We start from the raw sequence: 17,054 nt of genomic DNA, 5'->3' as shown, positions 1-17,054 counted from the left end.
TAAGGTTGCCATGGCTCACTCTATTTCATGGCCAATGGATAAGAGAGATCGAATGCGGAATCATAGAAGGAGACCTGGCGTGTTATCGTCGCTTCATCCTTTCCCGATACATGAATCACATCCAGGAAGGATGTGTCCTCCGGCTCCAGCAGTGGCAATAAGTAATCAAGATTGTCATCATCGTAGAACTGTCTCAGCTGGTACAGCGTGTAGTAGCATACCTTGTCGAGATTCAGCTCTTGCATGAGATGAACCCACTCCTCCAGCTTGCTCTTCTCTTCCTCCAGCCGGAAGGTATTCATAATATCAACTACCTTGTACAGGAGAACATCCCGCTTCGTCTCGGTCCAGATCGTGTCGGTCGCCTCTCTAAAGAAGTGGCTGCACAAATGAGCCATATGGGTCGGCCATGGCAATCCGGTAATCGTATCCGGAGATTGTCCGTATGTGACTGTTCCATATTCCAGCACTTTTTTGGTAATATCATTGTTCTTGGAGTCGAAATGGAAGTTGATATCAATCTCCAGTTTGTCAAACAGCTCCGAATCGCTCTTCTTGACGTAGGGAACCAGGTCATGGTAATTCATTCGTTGAATCATTTTCTCGATTCGGGTTGCTTCCGTGAACTCTTCATTCCGATACAAAGATTGAATAAAACCAAGCTCCCTGAGGGCCTTATCCACCTTGCTCAAATCCTCTTCCACTACCAAAAAGTCACCGTCATTCGATCTTCGGTCGCCCGGATTATAGATGCTGTAATTGAACACCAATCCCTTAAGTCCTGCGTATCTGATGTTCGCCTTATCAAAAGCCTCGGTGATGGACTTGATGACGCCGAACAAATAAATCGTCGCCTGCCGCTGCGCCCGGACCAGCAGCTTCATGTTCCGGATCAGCTCGGAATGCATGCCTTTCTGCTGCTCCGGCGTCGTTCCCCTTAGAAAATAGCCTGTCAGCCGGTGATGATACAATTGCCCCGCCATATATCCCCAGTCCAAAGGCTGTACTATCAAATCCTGAATTTCCTGTTCTTCCTTCATGGTCCGTTTCAATAGTGAGGCCAATAAGAGTAACCGGTTTTCCTTCTTCACCATCTATTCCTCCCGTTTCTTCTGATTACTTCAGCGTTCGGCCGCCATCGACAACAAAGGTCTGTCCGGTAATCCAGGATGATTCGGAGGATAGGAGAAAGGCAACCATCCCCGTCAGATCATCCGGAGTGCCGTAACGTTTCATAGGGTATTGCTCGATGTCCTTCTGAACTTCCTCTTGGGACATTCTGTTCACGGTGTCCATATACATTCCGCCATTCGTGTCAATCATCCCCGGTGCAATGGAATTGATGCGGATTTTCGGAGCCGTCTCGAGAGCAACCGATCTTATGTACCCGCTTATGGCCGATTTGGAGGCCGCATATGCGCTCATGCCGATATTACTGATCGTGGTCCCGGAAATGGAGGACATGAAGATGCTGCTGCCTCCGTTGTTGATTTTCTTCTTCCGCAGCAGCATGTTATTCAGGGAAGCCGGGAATAGAAAGTTTACCTGCATGATACTCTGAAGCTTATCGTACTCCGTGAGCTTGGCCGGGACCATCTCGGAGACTCCCGCACAGTGAACAACGCCATCGACCGGGGCCATTTCCTTGCAGAAGTCCTGCAAACCTTCCGGATCGGCAAAATCAAGGGGAAGCGGAGTGAATGCTTCCCCGAAAGACTCCTGCAGCAAGGCCAGCTTCCCGATGCTGCGAGCCGTGCCGGTAACATGGGCGCCGCTTTCCAGCAGTCTGCGGGTTATGGCGCACCCGATGCCGGAGCTTGCGCCGGTAACAAGGATTCTCTTCCCTGCAAACAGAGTCTCATGGATTGACATGGCTTGCTCCGACTTCCAACAGCATATTCTCCATCTTCTGATACGTATTCATGTTCTCGAACACCAGGTACTGGTCGGGGATTTCGATATCAAACTCCTCTTCCAGCGCCACAACCAACGCAACCAGTTGAACGGATTTGATGATCAATTCCTGCTCCTTGTCCCCAGAATAAGCAATATTGCATTCGTTAAGAAGGTTCTCCAGAATCTTGATATCCGGCATCTGTTAACATCCTTTCTTCCATTTAATAAACGTCCATAGGGGCTAGATTCGGTCATATTCAAGAACAGGCAGAATGACCGCATCGTTCAACTTCGTCACACAGGCCGCCAGGCTTAAGCCGACACCGAATCCCGTCAGCATCAGCGAGAGCTCATGCGGGCCGGGGGAATTCCCCAAGGCGCTGGACAGTACATGCGGAATCGTCGCACAGCTTGAATTCCCGTAGTCCCGGATCACATCCGTCGGCGCCTTCTCCAAGGGAATAGACAGCTTGTCAATGATGCCCCGATTAATAATGCCGTTCGCTTGATGAAATACAAACAGATCAATGTCGTCCATCGTCTTGCGGCTTAAGGTCATCGCCTCGTTCACCAGCGGCGGAACATGCTGCAGCGCAAAATTGAATACCTCTAGACCATTCATATATAACTGCTCAGGTGAGCGATGGTTGCCTTCGGAATCCTCTTGTTCAATTGCCGTCTCCGGGCAGGACATCTTGCGATATGCACCCGCTTCAACGCATATCGCCTTCGCCTTGCTGCCGTCGCTGTACAAGATGAAGCTCGACTCATTCTCCTGCTCCGTATATTCAACAATTGTGGCGGTACCGGCATCTCCATGAATAATGGACAGGGACTTATCTCTGGGGTTAATAACCTTGGACAGAGTGTCCCCGACGAGCAGCAGAATCCGCCTGCACATCCCCGATTCGATCAGCGAAAATGAATTGATGAGACCATAAATATAGCCGGAGCAGCCATGATTGATATCGAAGCATAAGCAGTCGCGTTCAAGACCAAGCATCCCGTGGACCAGTGAGGCATTATTCGGTATTCGGTGATCAGGCGTCTGGGTCACGAAAACAACACCGTCAATCCCGCTCCTGTCCAGCTTCATCGCTTCAAGCAATCTCTCCGCCGAGTAGACACACAGGTCCAGGCTCGTCGTCTGTTCATTCGCGATTCTCCTGCTGTGCAGACCCGTAATGCGTTTGAGCTTATCAATATTTTTCTGACTTCCGAATAAATCCACTTCCTCATCCAGACACTTCGAATAGCTCGGAACCGCCGTGGATACACCCGTAATGGCGACGTTGCGAAAAGCCCCCTTTGGCATATGAGCCTCCTTACACCAACGTATATTTATCGATCAGTATTCGGGATATGGAGCAGCAGCTTTCCTCGTACCGGCCGGTTTCAATTTCATAAATTGCCCGGTCGCCCTGCTGTTCAACGAGCGCAAAGCCTCTTTGCGTAAATATTTCCGCCGTATACTGATTGGCTTTAACCTCTCTGCAAGAGCCCGTTATCCGGGCCAGACCGCTATGCTTGGCCAGATTATGCAAGAAGTTCATAACGGCATTTTCAATATCCCGGTTAAATACCCGGCAGGACATCACCCAGGTCTTGATGCAGAGACTGTCACCTTCGATCGCCGCGATAAAAGCGCTGATGATCCCGAAATTCTCCAGCTTGTCCTCCAGCGAGATTTGATAGCACAGCATATCTCCCGACTCGCTGATCCGTTCGATTTCCTGCGGGGTAAACCGGTCTTTCATCAAATTAAACTGATTGGTTTTATTAATGAGCTGCGCAATCCTGGTCATGGATTGTCTTTCGAACGGCTCGATGCGCAGCACCATATCCAGGGACTTCAGGTAACTGCTGTAGTCCGAGAAGTTTTGTTGAATTTCGATTCTTTTCAAATTATTAAGATAGCTCTGTGACCGTCTCAGATCTTCATCACTCAACTCGTAGTAGTCAAAATACCCGCTGTTAGCGATCAAGGCTGGATAGTACGCAGGGTCCTTTCCCAATTCGATTGTGCATACTTCGGGAAGCTTCTCGCGCACCAGCGCCCTCTCATGCATGTTGTCATCAATGAATACAATGGAGTCCAGTCCCAGATTCAACGATTCGGCAATCGCCTTAATATTGGATACCTTATCCTGCCAATTAACTTGAAGAATCGCGAAATGCTCCCGCTTCAGCACCAGTTCGGAGCAGTTGTTGAATAAATCCTCCACGTTGCCGATATCATTTTTGGATGAAGCGGCCAGAACAATCCCCGTACGGAAAAGCTCGTCATGCAGATAGCGCTGGAAATCCTGAAACGCCTCTCCTTCCGGTGTGCCACTGCCAATCAGGATGTTGTCCTGTTTGTCGTCGCCCAGTATTCCGCCCCACAGAACGCCGTCCATATCCAGCACGACCACCTTCTTTCGGAGGCCCAGATAGGCGGCCAGCAGACGAGTCAGATAATCGGAGAATATATCCGAGCATTCAAACCGGAATGGAACCTTGCTGCGGTAATAATCGATGGGCCTGTGCCAATTGAGCAGACCGACCATCGAAGCCAGCTTATTCACATCCAGCACGAGCATTCCGTGGGTATCCGCAATCTCCGCTATGATCCGGTTGTACCCGGAATTGAAGACCTCATATCCCCCTGCCGAACCGGCCCGAACGGCTGAGGTCTGATCATAATGTCTCGCATGGGAGGTAGACAGAATCAGCCGGGCATCGTACTGCTCCTTGATTCCTAACGATAAATGAGTAAGCTCTTCCTTAATCTCCTCAAAAGGGATGCCCGCATTATAGTAGTTCTGTGGGTGCTGGTAGATGAAAATGAAGTCAAGCTTCGATCTGAAGGGAGAAATTCGGCCCATCGCGACCTGGTGCAAGCTGTCGAACGGCGAGAATTCCAATTCGAGTAAAATCCCCCTTCTGAAGGCTGCGGCTATCAGACTATATTTCAGATGATCCAGCGTGAAGTTGCTGATGATCCCCATTCTTACTCGTCTGTATGCTGCAAAATGACCTGAAGCCGCCGCCTTCTCGATCAGCTTGCCCAGCGCCATATTATCGATAACCGACAGCCTGCATTTGGACAGGGCTGTTAGGCTATCCGGATCGGCGCCCGCCCGAAAATATTCCTTCTTGCTGTCCATGCTTAACTCAGGCAAATAATCGAAATATTCCAAATAAATGCCCCCTCTTTACTGTCATTAGCCTACCAACCGGATGATGTCCATTACGGAATGAATAGACGATATTTCTTCATAGGTCAGAAATTTATCGAATTCTTTCTCGACCGCCATCAGAATTTGCGCACTGTGAAGGCTGTCCCATTGCTCGATGTCCTGTTTCGTCAAACCGGGGTGAATGGTCCCTTCGTGCTCATCAAAGATGACGGACAGGATTTCAATCACTCTCTCTTCAATAGGGTCCATGATTAACAATCCTTCCGCGTTAAGATTGGAGAACATTGTGAAAGGACTCGATGATTTGCAGGCATGTCTCCAGAACGTCCTGCTCGCTTGCTTCGCCATTGACTACTGTTAAGCCGAGCCGCTGCGCATGATTGTCATAATAACCGGAGGCCGCGATAATCGCCTGCAATTCTTCGCCTTCGCTTGGCTCGCGGGTCATGCAGATTCGCTCGTAGGCTACGGCGGGATCGACCCGGAGATAAATATAGACATCCGGCTTCGGCATATTATGGATGACCGGCTGAAGCGTCCTTGGGTCCACACCGTAATGGTCCACAATAAAGTCGATCGTCTCCAGATACCGGTCAATAATGACAATGTCCGCTTCCTGCCGCGCGTTCATCAGCCGAGGGTAAGAGATTTCACTTAATTCATGCATCATATAAGCGATCATCAGATTATGGCGCGTGACTCCGATCTGATGCTGTCTGAGAAACGACGCCGCCTTCTTTTGCAATTTAGGAGTATAGAAGGTATCGTAAATGCGCATAGAAGAGCATGTATGTTGTTCAGCCAGCTTGTTGTACAGATTGGATACAAGCGTGGACTTACCTGAACCATCAATACCGGCGATGCAGATAATCATAGGGCCTCCTTGTTACTAGAGAAATTAGCGGCTTTGGAGATCGGCAAGTATCGTGTTAACGATTGTCGGCGCTCCATTATGTACATCAAGCCTCTGCAAGTGTTTCTTGAAGTACAGCCGGCCCTCATCGGTTAACAGCTCTTTGAGAGCGCCGGTGAAATCTTCGATATGCTCAACCAGCAACCGGTCTGCTTCGATGTCATGGAGCAGCCCAGCGATTCCGCGTTCCTGATATAAATAGCCTTCCGTTGCGTTGATCAGCAGAGGCACACCCGAGGACAAGGCTTCATAGAAGGAATTGGCGCCCGCCTTGGTGATATAGACATCCGAAATGGATAATAGCTCATCCATGGATTCATAGAATGGCAGAATTTGCAGGTTGGTCCTTGAGCTTCTTTTGGCATGCAGCCGGGCAAGCCGGAATAGCGATTTATTCGTGCCGCATAACATAATCAGATTCGCATCAATATCGGAGCTCAGGAACTGGTTCAACAGATTTATTGTGGAAATGTCGCCTTTCGATCCGCTGTTCAAGAGAACGACTTGCCGATCCGGATTCAGGCCCAGCTTCGCATAGACCTCGGGTCGGTTCACTTCTTCTCCTTCCTGGCAAAAGCGTCCGGATACCGGATACCCGGAAACGGCAACTCTCCGCTCATCAATGCCACTGTCTGCAAGCACTCTCCGCACCGTATCGTTGGCACAGAAGTATTTGGTGGCGCCAGGTACATCAAAGCCCGGAGCGATCGGATCATAGGGGTCGGTAACCACTATGTAGAACGGAATTTTGTCAGCCAGGCCCTCTTCGGCAAGAGTTCGGATCAGACCGTAATTGATCGCTGTCGCAGTTGATATGACGGCTTCGATCGGATGTGAAGAGAGGATTTCGACATAATGCTTTCTCGTAAGCCGATAAATCACTTCATTCATATCCGGTCGCGTTAAGGTGGTGAACTGGACATATTTCTCGCACAGACTCGTTGAGCTTGCAAGCAGATAATTGTAGAAGTCGCTCAGGATTTTATTGCTTGGGAGCATGGACTCGTAGAAATCCGGAATGCAGATGCAGTCCGTATACCCCGACTCTTCAAATTGTTCCGCAAGTGCCCTCATTACCGAAACATGGCCGCGTCCGGTCTCAGCGGACAAGATTAAGATCGACATAACGACTTCTTGTTAACGGCAAACTCATTTGGTTCAAAATACAAGGATGGAATCTGCCCTTCCGTCTCATGCGTGCAGCCCTTGCAGACTGGCAGCTTGCCGACATTCTGCTTAATGGCATAAGCTTTAGGGCTGTTCCACAATTCCATGAAATCCATGTTATAGTCCGACAGATTGCCGATCAGATAATCATTTCCGGAGGTCTTGGCATCCGGCAGCACCTCGCAGACACTGACATCGCCGTTATAATCGACCCAGCCGCCATGCTTTCCCGCATAACAGACAAAGTTTCGCTGGCTCGTCCTAATGGTCTCCAGTGTATTTCTGCTCATTTGATGCGTGAAATGCGTCTGAGGGCTGTTAAGATCGCCAAGGTTGCCGGAAGCGATATGATCCCCCAGTTGATCGACGGCTTTGGCGAATAAATCAAGGTCCACATCGCATAAGTAACGTCCAGCTCTCGGTGTTTGGCGCACTTTAAGTATCGTTACTTTATTGGGCTCATGAGTCTTGATGAACCAGTTGATGAATTCGGCATAGCTGTCCTGATTAATTGTGTTAAAGGTCGAACAGAGGTTGAGTTCCAGATTATTGTATTTCTTTCTCAACGCCTTGCAGGCTTCCAGTGTTTCTATGGATCGTCTGAAGGTTCCTTTGCCCCGAAGCTCATCGCTCTCATTCTCAAATCCATCTATGGAGAAACTGAGCGAGAAATGCTTCTCCGGGTCCTGCTTGCATATGAGTTCGGTCTGTTTCACAATCCCGTCGGTCAGCACTCCGTTGGTAGCCGAATCGCACCATGACATCATATTATTCGTTCTGAACAGGTGGATAATCTCATGCAAATCCTCGCGGATAAAAGGTTCGCCGCCAGTGAAGATGCCCATGAAGAACCATTCCATGCTCTTCGAAATCTTCTCATAATCGTCCAGTGTCAGCTCACGCGGGTCCCGGGTCATTCCTTCGCTGCTTAGCGTTTCATAGTAGAAGCAATGCTTGCATTTCAGAAAACAGCGGTTAGTGGTCAGGAAGGACATCACCAGAGGAGTTCCATCACGAAACAAGTGTCTCTTATGGTAGTATTTCAGCATTTTTTTCATTTTGGAAATATTGGACTCGAAGACCCGTTCTACAAAGACGTTCATCGGCTTCACTCCTTGGGGGTTAGAAAATGTTCTTCTATCGCGGATACAACTCGTTGTAATGCTTCTAGCGAAGTGCCGAATAATTGTTCATACCGGTTCAAGAACTCCTGCTTCCTTCCTTCTCTCTGGCTAACCGTAAGCTTGATCGCTTTATTGCTGAGGATATTCCATTCCATTTTCAGAGACTTCAGTTCGTTCAGCAGTTGTCCGCTATTGAAGCGATCTTCATACTCCTGAACATAATCAATCAGATAACTCAACATGGGAATGAAAGTTCCGAACCGGATCGTATTCGATATATAATAACAAGCCTTCAACAGATCCTCGTCGCTCCCTGATGTGAATACCTCATTGAGATGGTTCAGATGCATCCTTACCGCGCCTTGCCGGCTATCCGGGGCAGTGCTTGTCAGGTAATGATTCAGATTGGACAGCAGCAGGCTCTGAATACCGAGGTCCTGCGAAGTGTCCGTTCCCGGAGTGATGACCAGATATTCCCGGGCAATGGTTCTCAGCCACTTCAACGGAACTTCAAAATCAATGACTTGAATCTCTTGCGCATCATTAATGCAAAAGGTATCGCTCAGCGTAAGCAAGCCCGTCTGCTCGTCATAATCCCGGATAATAAAAGAACGGTAAAACCCGTATTTCTTCGACAATCTGTGGTCGAAATCAAGCCCGTCTGTATGGATCAGGACAATAACGGGAGTTCCGTTCCTGACGAATGAAGTAATAGTATCCAGGCTGTCTGAATCGACGACTCCCCACCTGGTCCGAAACAGGCCGCAATTCGTCAAGGATTCGCTTATGCCTTGAAGGCTGTTAATCGCAACATAACCGTCGCAATAGGAAGTGCGGAATCCATCGGAGAGAACGTAGACCTCATATTCCTTGAGGATATTCCCTTGATGATGCAGCACATTGCCAATGGCAGATATGGTGCACACATATTTGCCGGGATTGAGCTCCATTCCGATCATCTCTCATCCCTCCTGTCGTTATCCGTATGCCTGTTCTTCAATCAAACTTCAAGGATGGGAAGCACAGCCTCGGGCTGAATGTACATGAGCAGTCCCGCCCAGGAGTATCCGACGCCGAAGCCCAGCAGCGCGCTCAGAACCTTATCGGAGGATGGATCGCTCCCGAATGTCTGGGAGATCGTCAGAGGTATGGAGGCACTGCTGGTATTCCCGTATTTATACAGGGTCATGGGCACCTTGTCCTCCGCAATCCCCAATTTGTTGCCCAGATGCTTCAGAATGAACGAGTTGGCCTGATGGAAAAAATAAAAGTCCACAGCATCGCGCGGCAATGAGATTTTGCGGAACAGATTATCCAGCATTTGCGGGACCACCTTGACACAAAATTCAAATACCTGGGCCCCATTCATGTAGCAGTAATCGGGATACAGCGCTTCCTGGTGCAGGGCGAAGCCATCCGCTTCCTGGTACTCGTCCATAGTGCGGTAACGCGATCCGCCAACATACGTAATCAGATTCTCCTTGCCGGACCCGTCAGTCCCCCAATCACAGGCAACGACATCATCCGTCTCCGAGCTTTCAAGGATCGTTGCAGAGTAAGCGTCTCCAAATAGAGGATAGGTGGAGCTATCCTTCGGGGATGCCGTCGAGCTTGTCATTTCACCGGAAATTAACAATATTTTCCTGAACATTCCGCTGGTAATATACGAGTAGGCGGTAATCAATCCATACGCATAGCCTGAGCAGCCCAGATTGATATCGAACGCAAGGGATTGTGTCGGTATGTTTAAATGGTCTTGAACGAGACAAGCGGTAGCCGGAAATTTGTATTCAGGCGTTTGGGTAACGACCAGAACAGCATCAACATCATGCGGGCCGCCGGCCTTCTCCAAGGCCGCCTCCGCAGCACTCAGGATGAGTTCAAGGGGCCGGATATCCGAGGAAACCCGCCTTTCGCTGATCCCGGTGATCGTACTGATCTTCCTGGCCGTCTTCTTCCCGAACAATTCTTCGATCTCGGACAGATCCTTGCAATTCCTCGGAACTGCAACCGATAATGCCGTTATCTTCATGCCGCCGTTCACTCAAATTCAACCAAATTCATGATATCCCCGATTGTCTTGCAGGATTGGAGCGCTTGAACCTTCGCAGCTTTGTCAGAATAGGTGTCCAGCAGCGCAAGAACGCCCAGCTTTGTAACAGAGTCGAAGTCCAGCTCTTCCAGCTTCGTGTCCTCGGTAACGTTCAGATCGGTATCTTCAACATCGAGAATCTCCATCAGCATGCTGGAGAACGTATCCTTCGTAATCATGACCAATCTCTCCTTTAAGTTCGATTCGTAGTATTTGAACACATCATTTTATAAGAGGCCAGAATATTGGCAATAAAAGCAGCCCAAAACTCCTTCTGCCTTCTGAGTCTGCAGCTTACCGCATAGAGAGCCGGTTTGAAGAGATTAAGTGTAGTGAACAGCTGGTAGTCCAGCAGGCATTCAGCCCAATCGTAGTCCGCGAAGCCGCTTCGGGTTAATGCTCTGTAATAGGCTTGCAAAATATCAAGCTCGCTATGTTTCAGCTCTATTGGCAGGTAAAGATTCAAGATATGCGCGATATCATATGTACCGATACCAAAATCCCACCACTGCCAGTCCACAATTTTAACATTCCTCTGGTTTGTCTTTGAGAAAAGGCAGTTATTGAGATGAAAATCACCATGGATCAGGGTCAGCTTTTTCGATTCAATGTTCAAGTTGATCTCTGTAATATGTTCTTTAATCCAGTTGCAGGCTCCATTCAGCTGCCGCTTGGCATCTTGGCTTAATTCATGCTCCAGCATATGCATCATCCTGTCATGATTCCCGGTCAGAAGCTCAAGATCGACCTCACTCATGAAAGGCGTGTGCTTCTCGCATTCCGCATGTGCCAAATTCAGCTTCCAGCATAATGAGTGGAATTCCGCCAGCCGCTCAACCGCCATATAGAAGAGTTCGGCGTTCGATGAGTAACCGGGTTGGGCGGTATAAGACTCTGACAAGTCGTCCAGAATCAAATAGCTGAAATCGTGGTCATACCCGCTATCAATTGCCTTTGGGACAAATCCATCCAGCCCGTATCCGGCAGACAACTGATAAAATGCGATTTCATTTCGAGTCAGCCTTTTATAGTGCTCACCTCCTCTCACTTTGTTCAATTTCATGAATACCGAGGCCGGGGAGCGGACGGGGTGATGCAAATACTCCAAATAGAGAGTAAACGCTTGCGAGCCTTCGCAGGAATGAAGCTCCTTCGATATCGCCTGAACAATATTATCCGGCTCAAGCAATCCCTTGGACCGCAGCAGTTCCGTCATGGAGGAGGGATTGATGTCCTCTTCATTTCGCAGCATCATTTATTCGCCCTCATAATAGTCCACATCGGAATCTGTCTTGTAAAATTTCTTCATCTCGCCGCTTGCAAACACTCCGACCTTGTTGGAGTCCGGGTAATAGATCAGCTCCGGAAAATGGAGAATGTCAATGTCCAGATAGACCAGCGATTCCGTAGCCGACGAGTTCGTGAGCTTATGCGCCCCGCCCTCCAATAGCGGACATACAATGATGTCACCCGGTCCGACAGTCCGCTCGCCCGAAGGCGACTTCAGAGTTCCTTCCCCGCTGATGATATAGAAAATCTCCTCGTTCTTAGCGTGATAATGATAGGGATACCCCGACTTTCCGGGAGGAATTTCGTAAAAAGCGATGCAGGATGTATTTTGTTCGCTGAATCCGGACACCTCGTATTTGCGGTATTCATAATCCGCAGAGACATTTTTATGCTTGGAAGGCAATAGACTCTTATTCGTTACGACCATTTGCTTGGACATTCCCCTGCCTCCTTGTTGTTCCGCAGCAGCCTCTACCCGGCTCTCTCCAGTCAATGAAGAATCTCCTTCCACTGCCCGGGATCGGTCCCATGCTGCGCCATGAAGCATAATACCCACCGTTCCAGCCCAAAGCCGATGCATCCCGTAACCGGCTGGTCGATTTCTTTGACCGCTATTTCGAATGGATTGGTGAAAGCGGTTCCATGTAAGTTGAACGAAGCCCCAGCCAAATATTGATCAGCGCCATACGCCAATTGAAACTCGATCTTGCTTTCCTCTTCCAGCTGAATTTTCTTGAACTTCTGCATCGACGGAACGACAAAAGGATCGCAGGTCACGCTTCCTCTAACGATCAGCTTCAGTTCCTCCGCCAGCTGCTTGACCTTCTCAAGCGCGAGACTGCGATGCTCCCTGACAAATTGTTCATCCCCGAAGAACACAATTTCCCGGACATGATAGTCGCGCAATCGGCCAAAGGAGTCCCAATTCATTCTGCCTTCATGACGGAACACCTTTTGCCGGAATGTGTAGATGGACGGCTTCTCAAGCTGGGAGTGTTCCAGATCCATATAGCAGTGAAAGCAAGCGGCAGGCGAAAGGACGAGATGCGGCTCCGAGATGGCATTCTTGATCCGCCCTTCTTCCGCTTCTTTGCTTAATCCCATCAAATCATCCACGTTCTCCGTGGGATGGCTGACAAACATCGAATATTGCGGAGACGTTCGCAGATAGCCTGTCCGCCTCATTGCACCAAGCGGCAGCAGAGTTGGATACTGGGTTTCGATTGCCGACATTTCCAGGGCGATTTGTTTGAACCGCTTGTCGAGGTACTCCAGCAGCTCGATCGCTTCCCCCCTTAAAGCAATCAACCCGTCATTATAGTTCTTCATCAGAGTCTCCGGAATATCCCGATGAAATGGCCGGCCTTCGGATGAACCGATTTGAAAGATCACCTTTTCTTCGCTTGAGGATTGCCTATGCTTCAGCATCCGGTCAATTTGGGAGAGCACTTCCTCCGCATCAGTCCCATCCTCAAGGCAAATCGACAGCTGCCGGTCGTTCACCCTCTCGATGGACATGATCTTCTCGGATGCGAAGCCGATGAGTCGAACCAGATCATCCCCCAGCTTCTCTGCCTGAATCGTTTCTGCCGAAATCATTAACTGTTCCATGCTTCCACCTGCTATTCTGTTTGAGATCAAAACAAAAAAACAATTATCCTAACTTATATTAAATAAATTGAAATAATTGTTATTAATTAATAACTGATTTGTTAGTATCCAAACACCATTGTAAGTGATTTCATTTGNATTAGCATAATATTCTATCATTTTGTTAATTTAATGTAAATATAAGGAGCGTTATGTAAAGAAAGAACTAAAAATACCGCTCAAATCTTGATGGAATGGCTCCAAATGCAGTCTCTGAATACAAATAGCAGGCAAGTCATTTTCCCTTATCAAGGATGATGAACATGATTTCTCTTTAGGGATCGTGCAAATAATCGTTAGCATCATTATGCGAATCATGCAAACAAAAATCGGATTCTACATAAAAAAAGCCTCCGGCATTCCTGCCGAAGGCTTCTGCAAACAAATGCACAGGCGGCCGCTTCTTATACGGTGCCTAATATTCGGATGCCCTCTACGATTTGCTCGTCGGAAGGCGTAGAGTAATTCAGCCGGAACGAATTGCATGGTTCCTGTGTATCAATCACAAAGGCTGTGCCCGGAACGACCGCCACGCCTTTGGCAGCGGCCTGCTTGCAGTACTCCAGCATCGGTCTATCCGCAGGCAGATCGCACCACAGGAACAGTCCGCCATCCGGATGAGTGTACGTAATCGACGTATCCATGTATTGTTCCAGGCTGTGAATCATCAGTTCGCTCTTTCGCCGGTAAACCTCGCGGATCATCTCGATGTGTCCCTCATAGTCGTATTCCGTCATGAATTTATAGGCCAGCAGCTGTGGAAGCATCGCCGTATGTACGTCTTCCCCCTGCTTGGCCACCACCATCTTCTGAATGACTTCCGAAGGCGCCAGAACAAAGCCGACGCGCAGCCCGGGGGACAGAATTTTGGAGAAGGAACCCACATAAATAACCAGCCCATCCTCATCCAGCGATTTGATCGTAGGGATATCCTCTCCCTTGAATCTGAGCTCGCCGTAAGGGTTGTCTTCCAGAATCAGCACGCCGTATTTCCGGGCCAGCGCGTAAATGGCTTTCCGCTTCTCCAGGCTTGTCGTGATGCCCGTCGGGTTCTGGAAGCTTGGGATCAAATACAGAAGCTTGACGTTCTTCTCCGTCTTCAGCGCATGCTCCAGCTGTTCAATATTCAGACCATCAGGCTCCATCGGAACACCAACCAGTCTGGCTCCCGCCGAGCGGAAGGAGTTCAGGGAGCCGATAAAGCTGGGGCTTTCGCAGATAATGGTGTCGCCTTCGTTGCACAGCACCTTGCACGCAAGCTCGATTCCCTGCTGGGCGCCGGAGACGATGATCATTTCATCCGATTCCTGTCCGGCATTATGGCTCTCCAGCAGCTGTTTCCTTAACACCTGGCGAAGCGGCTCGTAGCCTTCCGTTATGCCATATTGCAGGGCGGCTACGGGGTTCTCCTCCAGAATCGTCTGCGTAAAAGAGCGGATGGCCTGGGCAGGAAAGGTTTCAACTGCCGGATTCCCCGCCGAGAAGGGGATGACATTCTGCCCCGAGCTGGCTTTCAGAATTTCACGAATGATGGATGGCTGAAGCGCCGCAAAGCGGTTCGAAAATACATAATCCATTTCTAAATGCCTCCAAGTTTGAGCTACACCCAAATTTTTAACCGTATTTAACAATCACCTTAACATGATCGGTACGCTTAAAACAATCAAATGTTACGGGCTGTCCACCGTGAAGCTGCCGAACATCCGCGTCCGGGTAAACCGCTGCTTGCCGGCGGCATAGCCGGATATATCAAACTCCTCGTACAGCTGCGGCAGCTTGCCGATGGAATCCTTAACCTTGACGAGGTAGAGGCGGCCGACAGGAGGAGCGCCCAGTCTGTCACCGGGGCTGGATTCGGAGGCGCGCTCGTAGACAGGCGCAGCGGAAAGCGAGATAAGCCCCGTATCACCTGCGGCGACCGCTTCCTCAATCGCCTTTCTGACCCCTTGCTCGGTCCACACTCTGAGCATCCACGCATCCTGATTCGTGACGGCGGCAACGTGAGCGGGCAGGCTCGGGACCGCCTGCGCCTTTCCGGCAAGCACCTCGTCCGGCACGGCGGCAGCTTTGGCATCGGACGAAGACAGAAACAGCATGATAGACGCGGCCATGCCTATGTCTTTGACCGCTTCGGCAATAGGGAGCGATACGACAGTGCCTCCTGCGCTGCCGGCCGTCCCGGCGGCGGTTCCGGCGGCGCTTGCGGTTCCTGTCGCTCCGGTCCCGGCAGCGACACCAGGACCTGCGATTCCTGCTCCCTCAGCGGCCGCGAAGGTGCCGCCCGCAGCGGCAGATGTGCCTTCGGCAGCCGCGGACCCGCCGCCGTATGCCAGCGCTGCCGCTCCGGTGCCGGTCGACACAACGACCAAAGCGGCGGTCAACACGACGAGGCTTGCCGCCACGCACACAACGGCAATACCGTCCATGATCTTCTCGCGCTTTTGATAAATGGCTTCCCATTCCTTCATCTGCCGGATTTCCGCCAGGGATATATTCGTCAGAAGCGGCGTGACATAGGCCATGTTCCTCGGACCGAGCCCCATCATTTTATAATGGACCTGGAGCAAGTCGGCTGTTCTGCTCATCCTGGCCCTCGCCGGCAGCTCATGCACCTGCTGATAATAGCCCGCGTCGCCGCATAGGAAATACCGCTCTCCAGGCTTCCCGATGAACCGGGAGTACATGGCGCCCCGAATTCCATCCTTGCTGCCTCCCAGTTCGTCGGCAACCGTCTCCCACCGCAGCTTGAGCGGGGGAACCTCGAACACATTCGTAATGGCAGAGATCGGTTCGCGCCGGGGGACGGGCTTCTCGTCAACCTCCACGATCTCCAGGTTCCCGGCAGCGGTCAAAATTCGGCGGATCTGCTCCTGTTCCAGAGTAACGGTGGTGGTCCGGATAAAATGGGTGAGGATGCGGGCCGCCGCGTATTTGGCAAGCTGCTCCTTCTTCTTTTTCAACCGAAACTCCACACAGAACTTGTAGAGCAGAATTCCGTCTTCCTTCCGGATCACTTCCAGATAAATCTCGAAAATATCCACCCCGAGCTCCGCTTCCAGTTCAAGATCCAGAAGATATTTCAGGCTGAACCGGAATTTGCTGAGCAATTTGATTTTCTTCTTCCCGTTCCGGGGATAGAGCGTGCCGGGGTTATAGAACCCGAGACCATAGCGGCCGTACATGCTCTTCAGATTTTTCATTTTATCCCGGCCGTCTCTAATCCCCGAGCTGCTGTGCGGCTTGATCTCATAATACTCTTTCCGGTCCCTTTTGAAGCTCGAGATATCCGGCCACTGGAAATTGTCCTTCATCAGTTTGTCTCTCTTGTTCTTCAGATGGGGATGGCGCCCTATCAACATGCCCACATAGTCTTCTTTATTTCGTTTGTCCCACCAGTCTTCAAGCGAGGTTTGAGCAAGAGTTGCCAAGGCTTTCTCCGGGTCAACCGACGACAGCGCTCCCGTCTCCAGCAAATAATCAATAATGATGGGTACCTCGGCGATTCTCTCGCCGAACTCTCGCGATTCCGGAGAATTTCCGAAATATTCGCTCGGAGCGAAACACACGCTTTTAAAGAGCAGTTCAGAGACGTTTGTTGTCAATCTTCCGGCACCTCCTTAGTCGGTCTATGGCATGTATCCAAACCTAGGGGCGAGCCAAAGCATAATTGAAGTGCGTCTAATAACATAAAATGAAGGACAATAGCGCTTTAATTGCAGTATGCGTTAAAATCGTACTCA

The 17,054-nt window shown here is 50.0% G+C and carries 17 protein-coding genes; all 17 read right to left on the bottom strand.

Going from position 1 to position 17,054, the window contains the following annotated elements:
• Positions 1-20 precede the first annotated feature (20 nt).
• The 17 genes from KIH86_RS13640 to KIH86_RS13560 all read right to left on the bottom strand — a co-directional run bounded on the left by KIH86_RS13640 (position 21) and on the right by KIH86_RS13560 (position 16,916).
• On the bottom strand, positions 21-1,040 hold the full coding sequence (locus KIH86_RS13640; protein WP_223110499.1) for a nucleotidyltransferase family protein: 1,020 nt from the start codon (positions 1,038-1,040) through the stop codon (positions 21-23).
• A 76-nt stretch (positions 1,041-1,116) separates the two neighbouring features.
• Positions 1,117-1,872: an SDR family NAD(P)-dependent oxidoreductase gene (locus KIH86_RS13635; protein ID WP_223085509.1), complete on the bottom strand. Its 756-nt coding sequence runs from the start codon at positions 1,870-1,872 to the stop codon at positions 1,117-1,119.
• Positions 1,859-2,095 carry an acyl carrier protein gene (locus tag KIH86_RS13630; RefSeq protein WP_223085510.1) on the bottom strand — a complete coding sequence of 79 codons (237 nt, stop codon included), beginning with the start codon at positions 2,093-2,095 and terminating at the stop codon, positions 1,859-1,861. The genes KIH86_RS13635 and KIH86_RS13630 overlap by 14 nt, the downstream gene beginning before the upstream one ends.
• 42 nt (positions 2,096-2,137) lie before the next feature.
• Positions 2,138-3,211, bottom strand: coding sequence for a 3-oxoacyl-ACP synthase III family protein (locus KIH86_RS13625; RefSeq protein ID WP_223085511.1), 1,074 nt, complete (start codon positions 3,209-3,211; stop codon positions 2,138-2,140).
• A gap of 10 nt (positions 3,212-3,221) precedes the next feature.
• Positions 3,222-5,078 carry an HAD-IIIC family phosphatase gene (locus tag KIH86_RS13620; RefSeq protein ID WP_223085512.1) on the bottom strand — a complete coding sequence of 619 codons (1,857 nt, stop codon included), beginning with the start codon at positions 5,076-5,078 and terminating at the stop codon, positions 3,222-3,224.
• 24 nt (positions 5,079-5,102) lie between these two features.
• On the bottom strand, positions 5,103-5,327 hold the full coding sequence (locus KIH86_RS13615) for an acyl carrier protein (protein ID WP_223085513.1): 225 nt from the start codon (positions 5,325-5,327) through the stop codon (positions 5,103-5,105).
• Between the two features lie 19 nt (positions 5,328-5,346).
• Positions 5,347-5,952 (bottom strand): dTMP kinase, encoded by a 606-nt coding sequence (locus KIH86_RS13610; RefSeq protein ID WP_223085514.1) that lies wholly within the window; start codon positions 5,950-5,952, stop codon positions 5,347-5,349.
• A gap of 24 nt (positions 5,953-5,976) precedes the next feature.
• On the bottom strand, positions 5,977-7,116 hold the full coding sequence (locus KIH86_RS13605; RefSeq protein WP_223085515.1) for an MGDG synthase family glycosyltransferase: 1,140 nt from the start codon (positions 7,114-7,116) through the stop codon (positions 5,977-5,979).
• Complete coding sequence (locus KIH86_RS13600) at positions 7,104-8,261, bottom strand: radical SAM protein (protein ID WP_223085516.1); 1,158 nt, start codon at positions 8,259-8,261, stop codon at positions 7,104-7,106. Before KIH86_RS13600 ends, KIH86_RS13605 begins: the two co-directional genes overlap by 13 nt.
• Before the next feature lie 5 nt (positions 8,262-8,266).
• The gene (locus KIH86_RS13595; protein WP_223085517.1) at positions 8,267-9,241 is read right to left on the bottom strand and encodes a hypothetical protein; all 975 of its coding nucleotides are present in this window, start codon (positions 9,239-9,241) and stop codon (positions 8,267-8,269) included.
• Positions 9,242-9,282: 41 nt separating this feature from the next.
• Positions 9,283-10,314 carry a 3-oxoacyl-ACP synthase III family protein gene (locus tag KIH86_RS13590; protein ID WP_223085518.1) on the bottom strand — a complete coding sequence of 344 codons (1,032 nt, stop codon included), beginning with the start codon at positions 10,312-10,314 and terminating at the stop codon, positions 9,283-9,285.
• 8 nt (positions 10,315-10,322) lie between these two features.
• Positions 10,323-10,553, bottom strand: a complete 231-nt coding sequence (locus KIH86_RS13585; protein ID WP_223085519.1) for a hypothetical protein — start codon at positions 10,551-10,553, stop codon at positions 10,323-10,325.
• Positions 10,554-10,567: 14 nt separating this feature from the next.
• Positions 10,568-11,629, bottom strand: coding sequence for a phosphotransferase (locus tag KIH86_RS13580; protein ID WP_223085520.1), 1,062 nt, complete (start codon positions 11,627-11,629; stop codon positions 10,568-10,570).
• Positions 11,630-12,103, bottom strand: coding sequence for a cupin domain-containing protein (locus KIH86_RS13575; RefSeq protein WP_223085521.1), 474 nt, complete (start codon positions 12,101-12,103; stop codon positions 11,630-11,632).
• 50 nt (positions 12,104-12,153) lie between these two features.
• A complete protein-coding gene (locus KIH86_RS13570; protein WP_223085522.1) occupies positions 12,154-13,275 on the bottom strand; it encodes a hypothetical protein in 1,122 nt (373 codons plus the stop codon).
• 443 nt (positions 13,276-13,718) lie between these two features.
• Positions 13,719-14,891 carry an aminotransferase-like domain-containing protein gene (locus KIH86_RS13565; RefSeq protein WP_223085523.1) on the bottom strand — a complete coding sequence of 391 codons (1,173 nt, stop codon included), beginning with the start codon at positions 14,889-14,891 and terminating at the stop codon, positions 13,719-13,721.
• A gap of 93 nt (positions 14,892-14,984) precedes the next feature.
• Positions 14,985-16,916 carry a hypothetical protein gene (locus KIH86_RS13560; RefSeq protein ID WP_223085524.1) on the bottom strand — a complete coding sequence of 644 codons (1,932 nt, stop codon included), beginning with the start codon at positions 16,914-16,916 and terminating at the stop codon, positions 14,985-14,987.
• Between the last annotated feature and the right edge of the window lie 138 nt (positions 16,917-17,054).

The sequence above is a fragment of the Paenibacillus sinensis genome (assembly GCF_019904155.1).
GTDB lineage: Bacteria > Bacillota > Bacilli > Paenibacillales > Paenibacillaceae > Paenibacillus_AQ > Paenibacillus_AQ sinensis.
The sequence above is the reverse complement of the archived record's forward strand: the minus strand, read 5'-3'. Positions and strand labels throughout refer to the sequence as shown.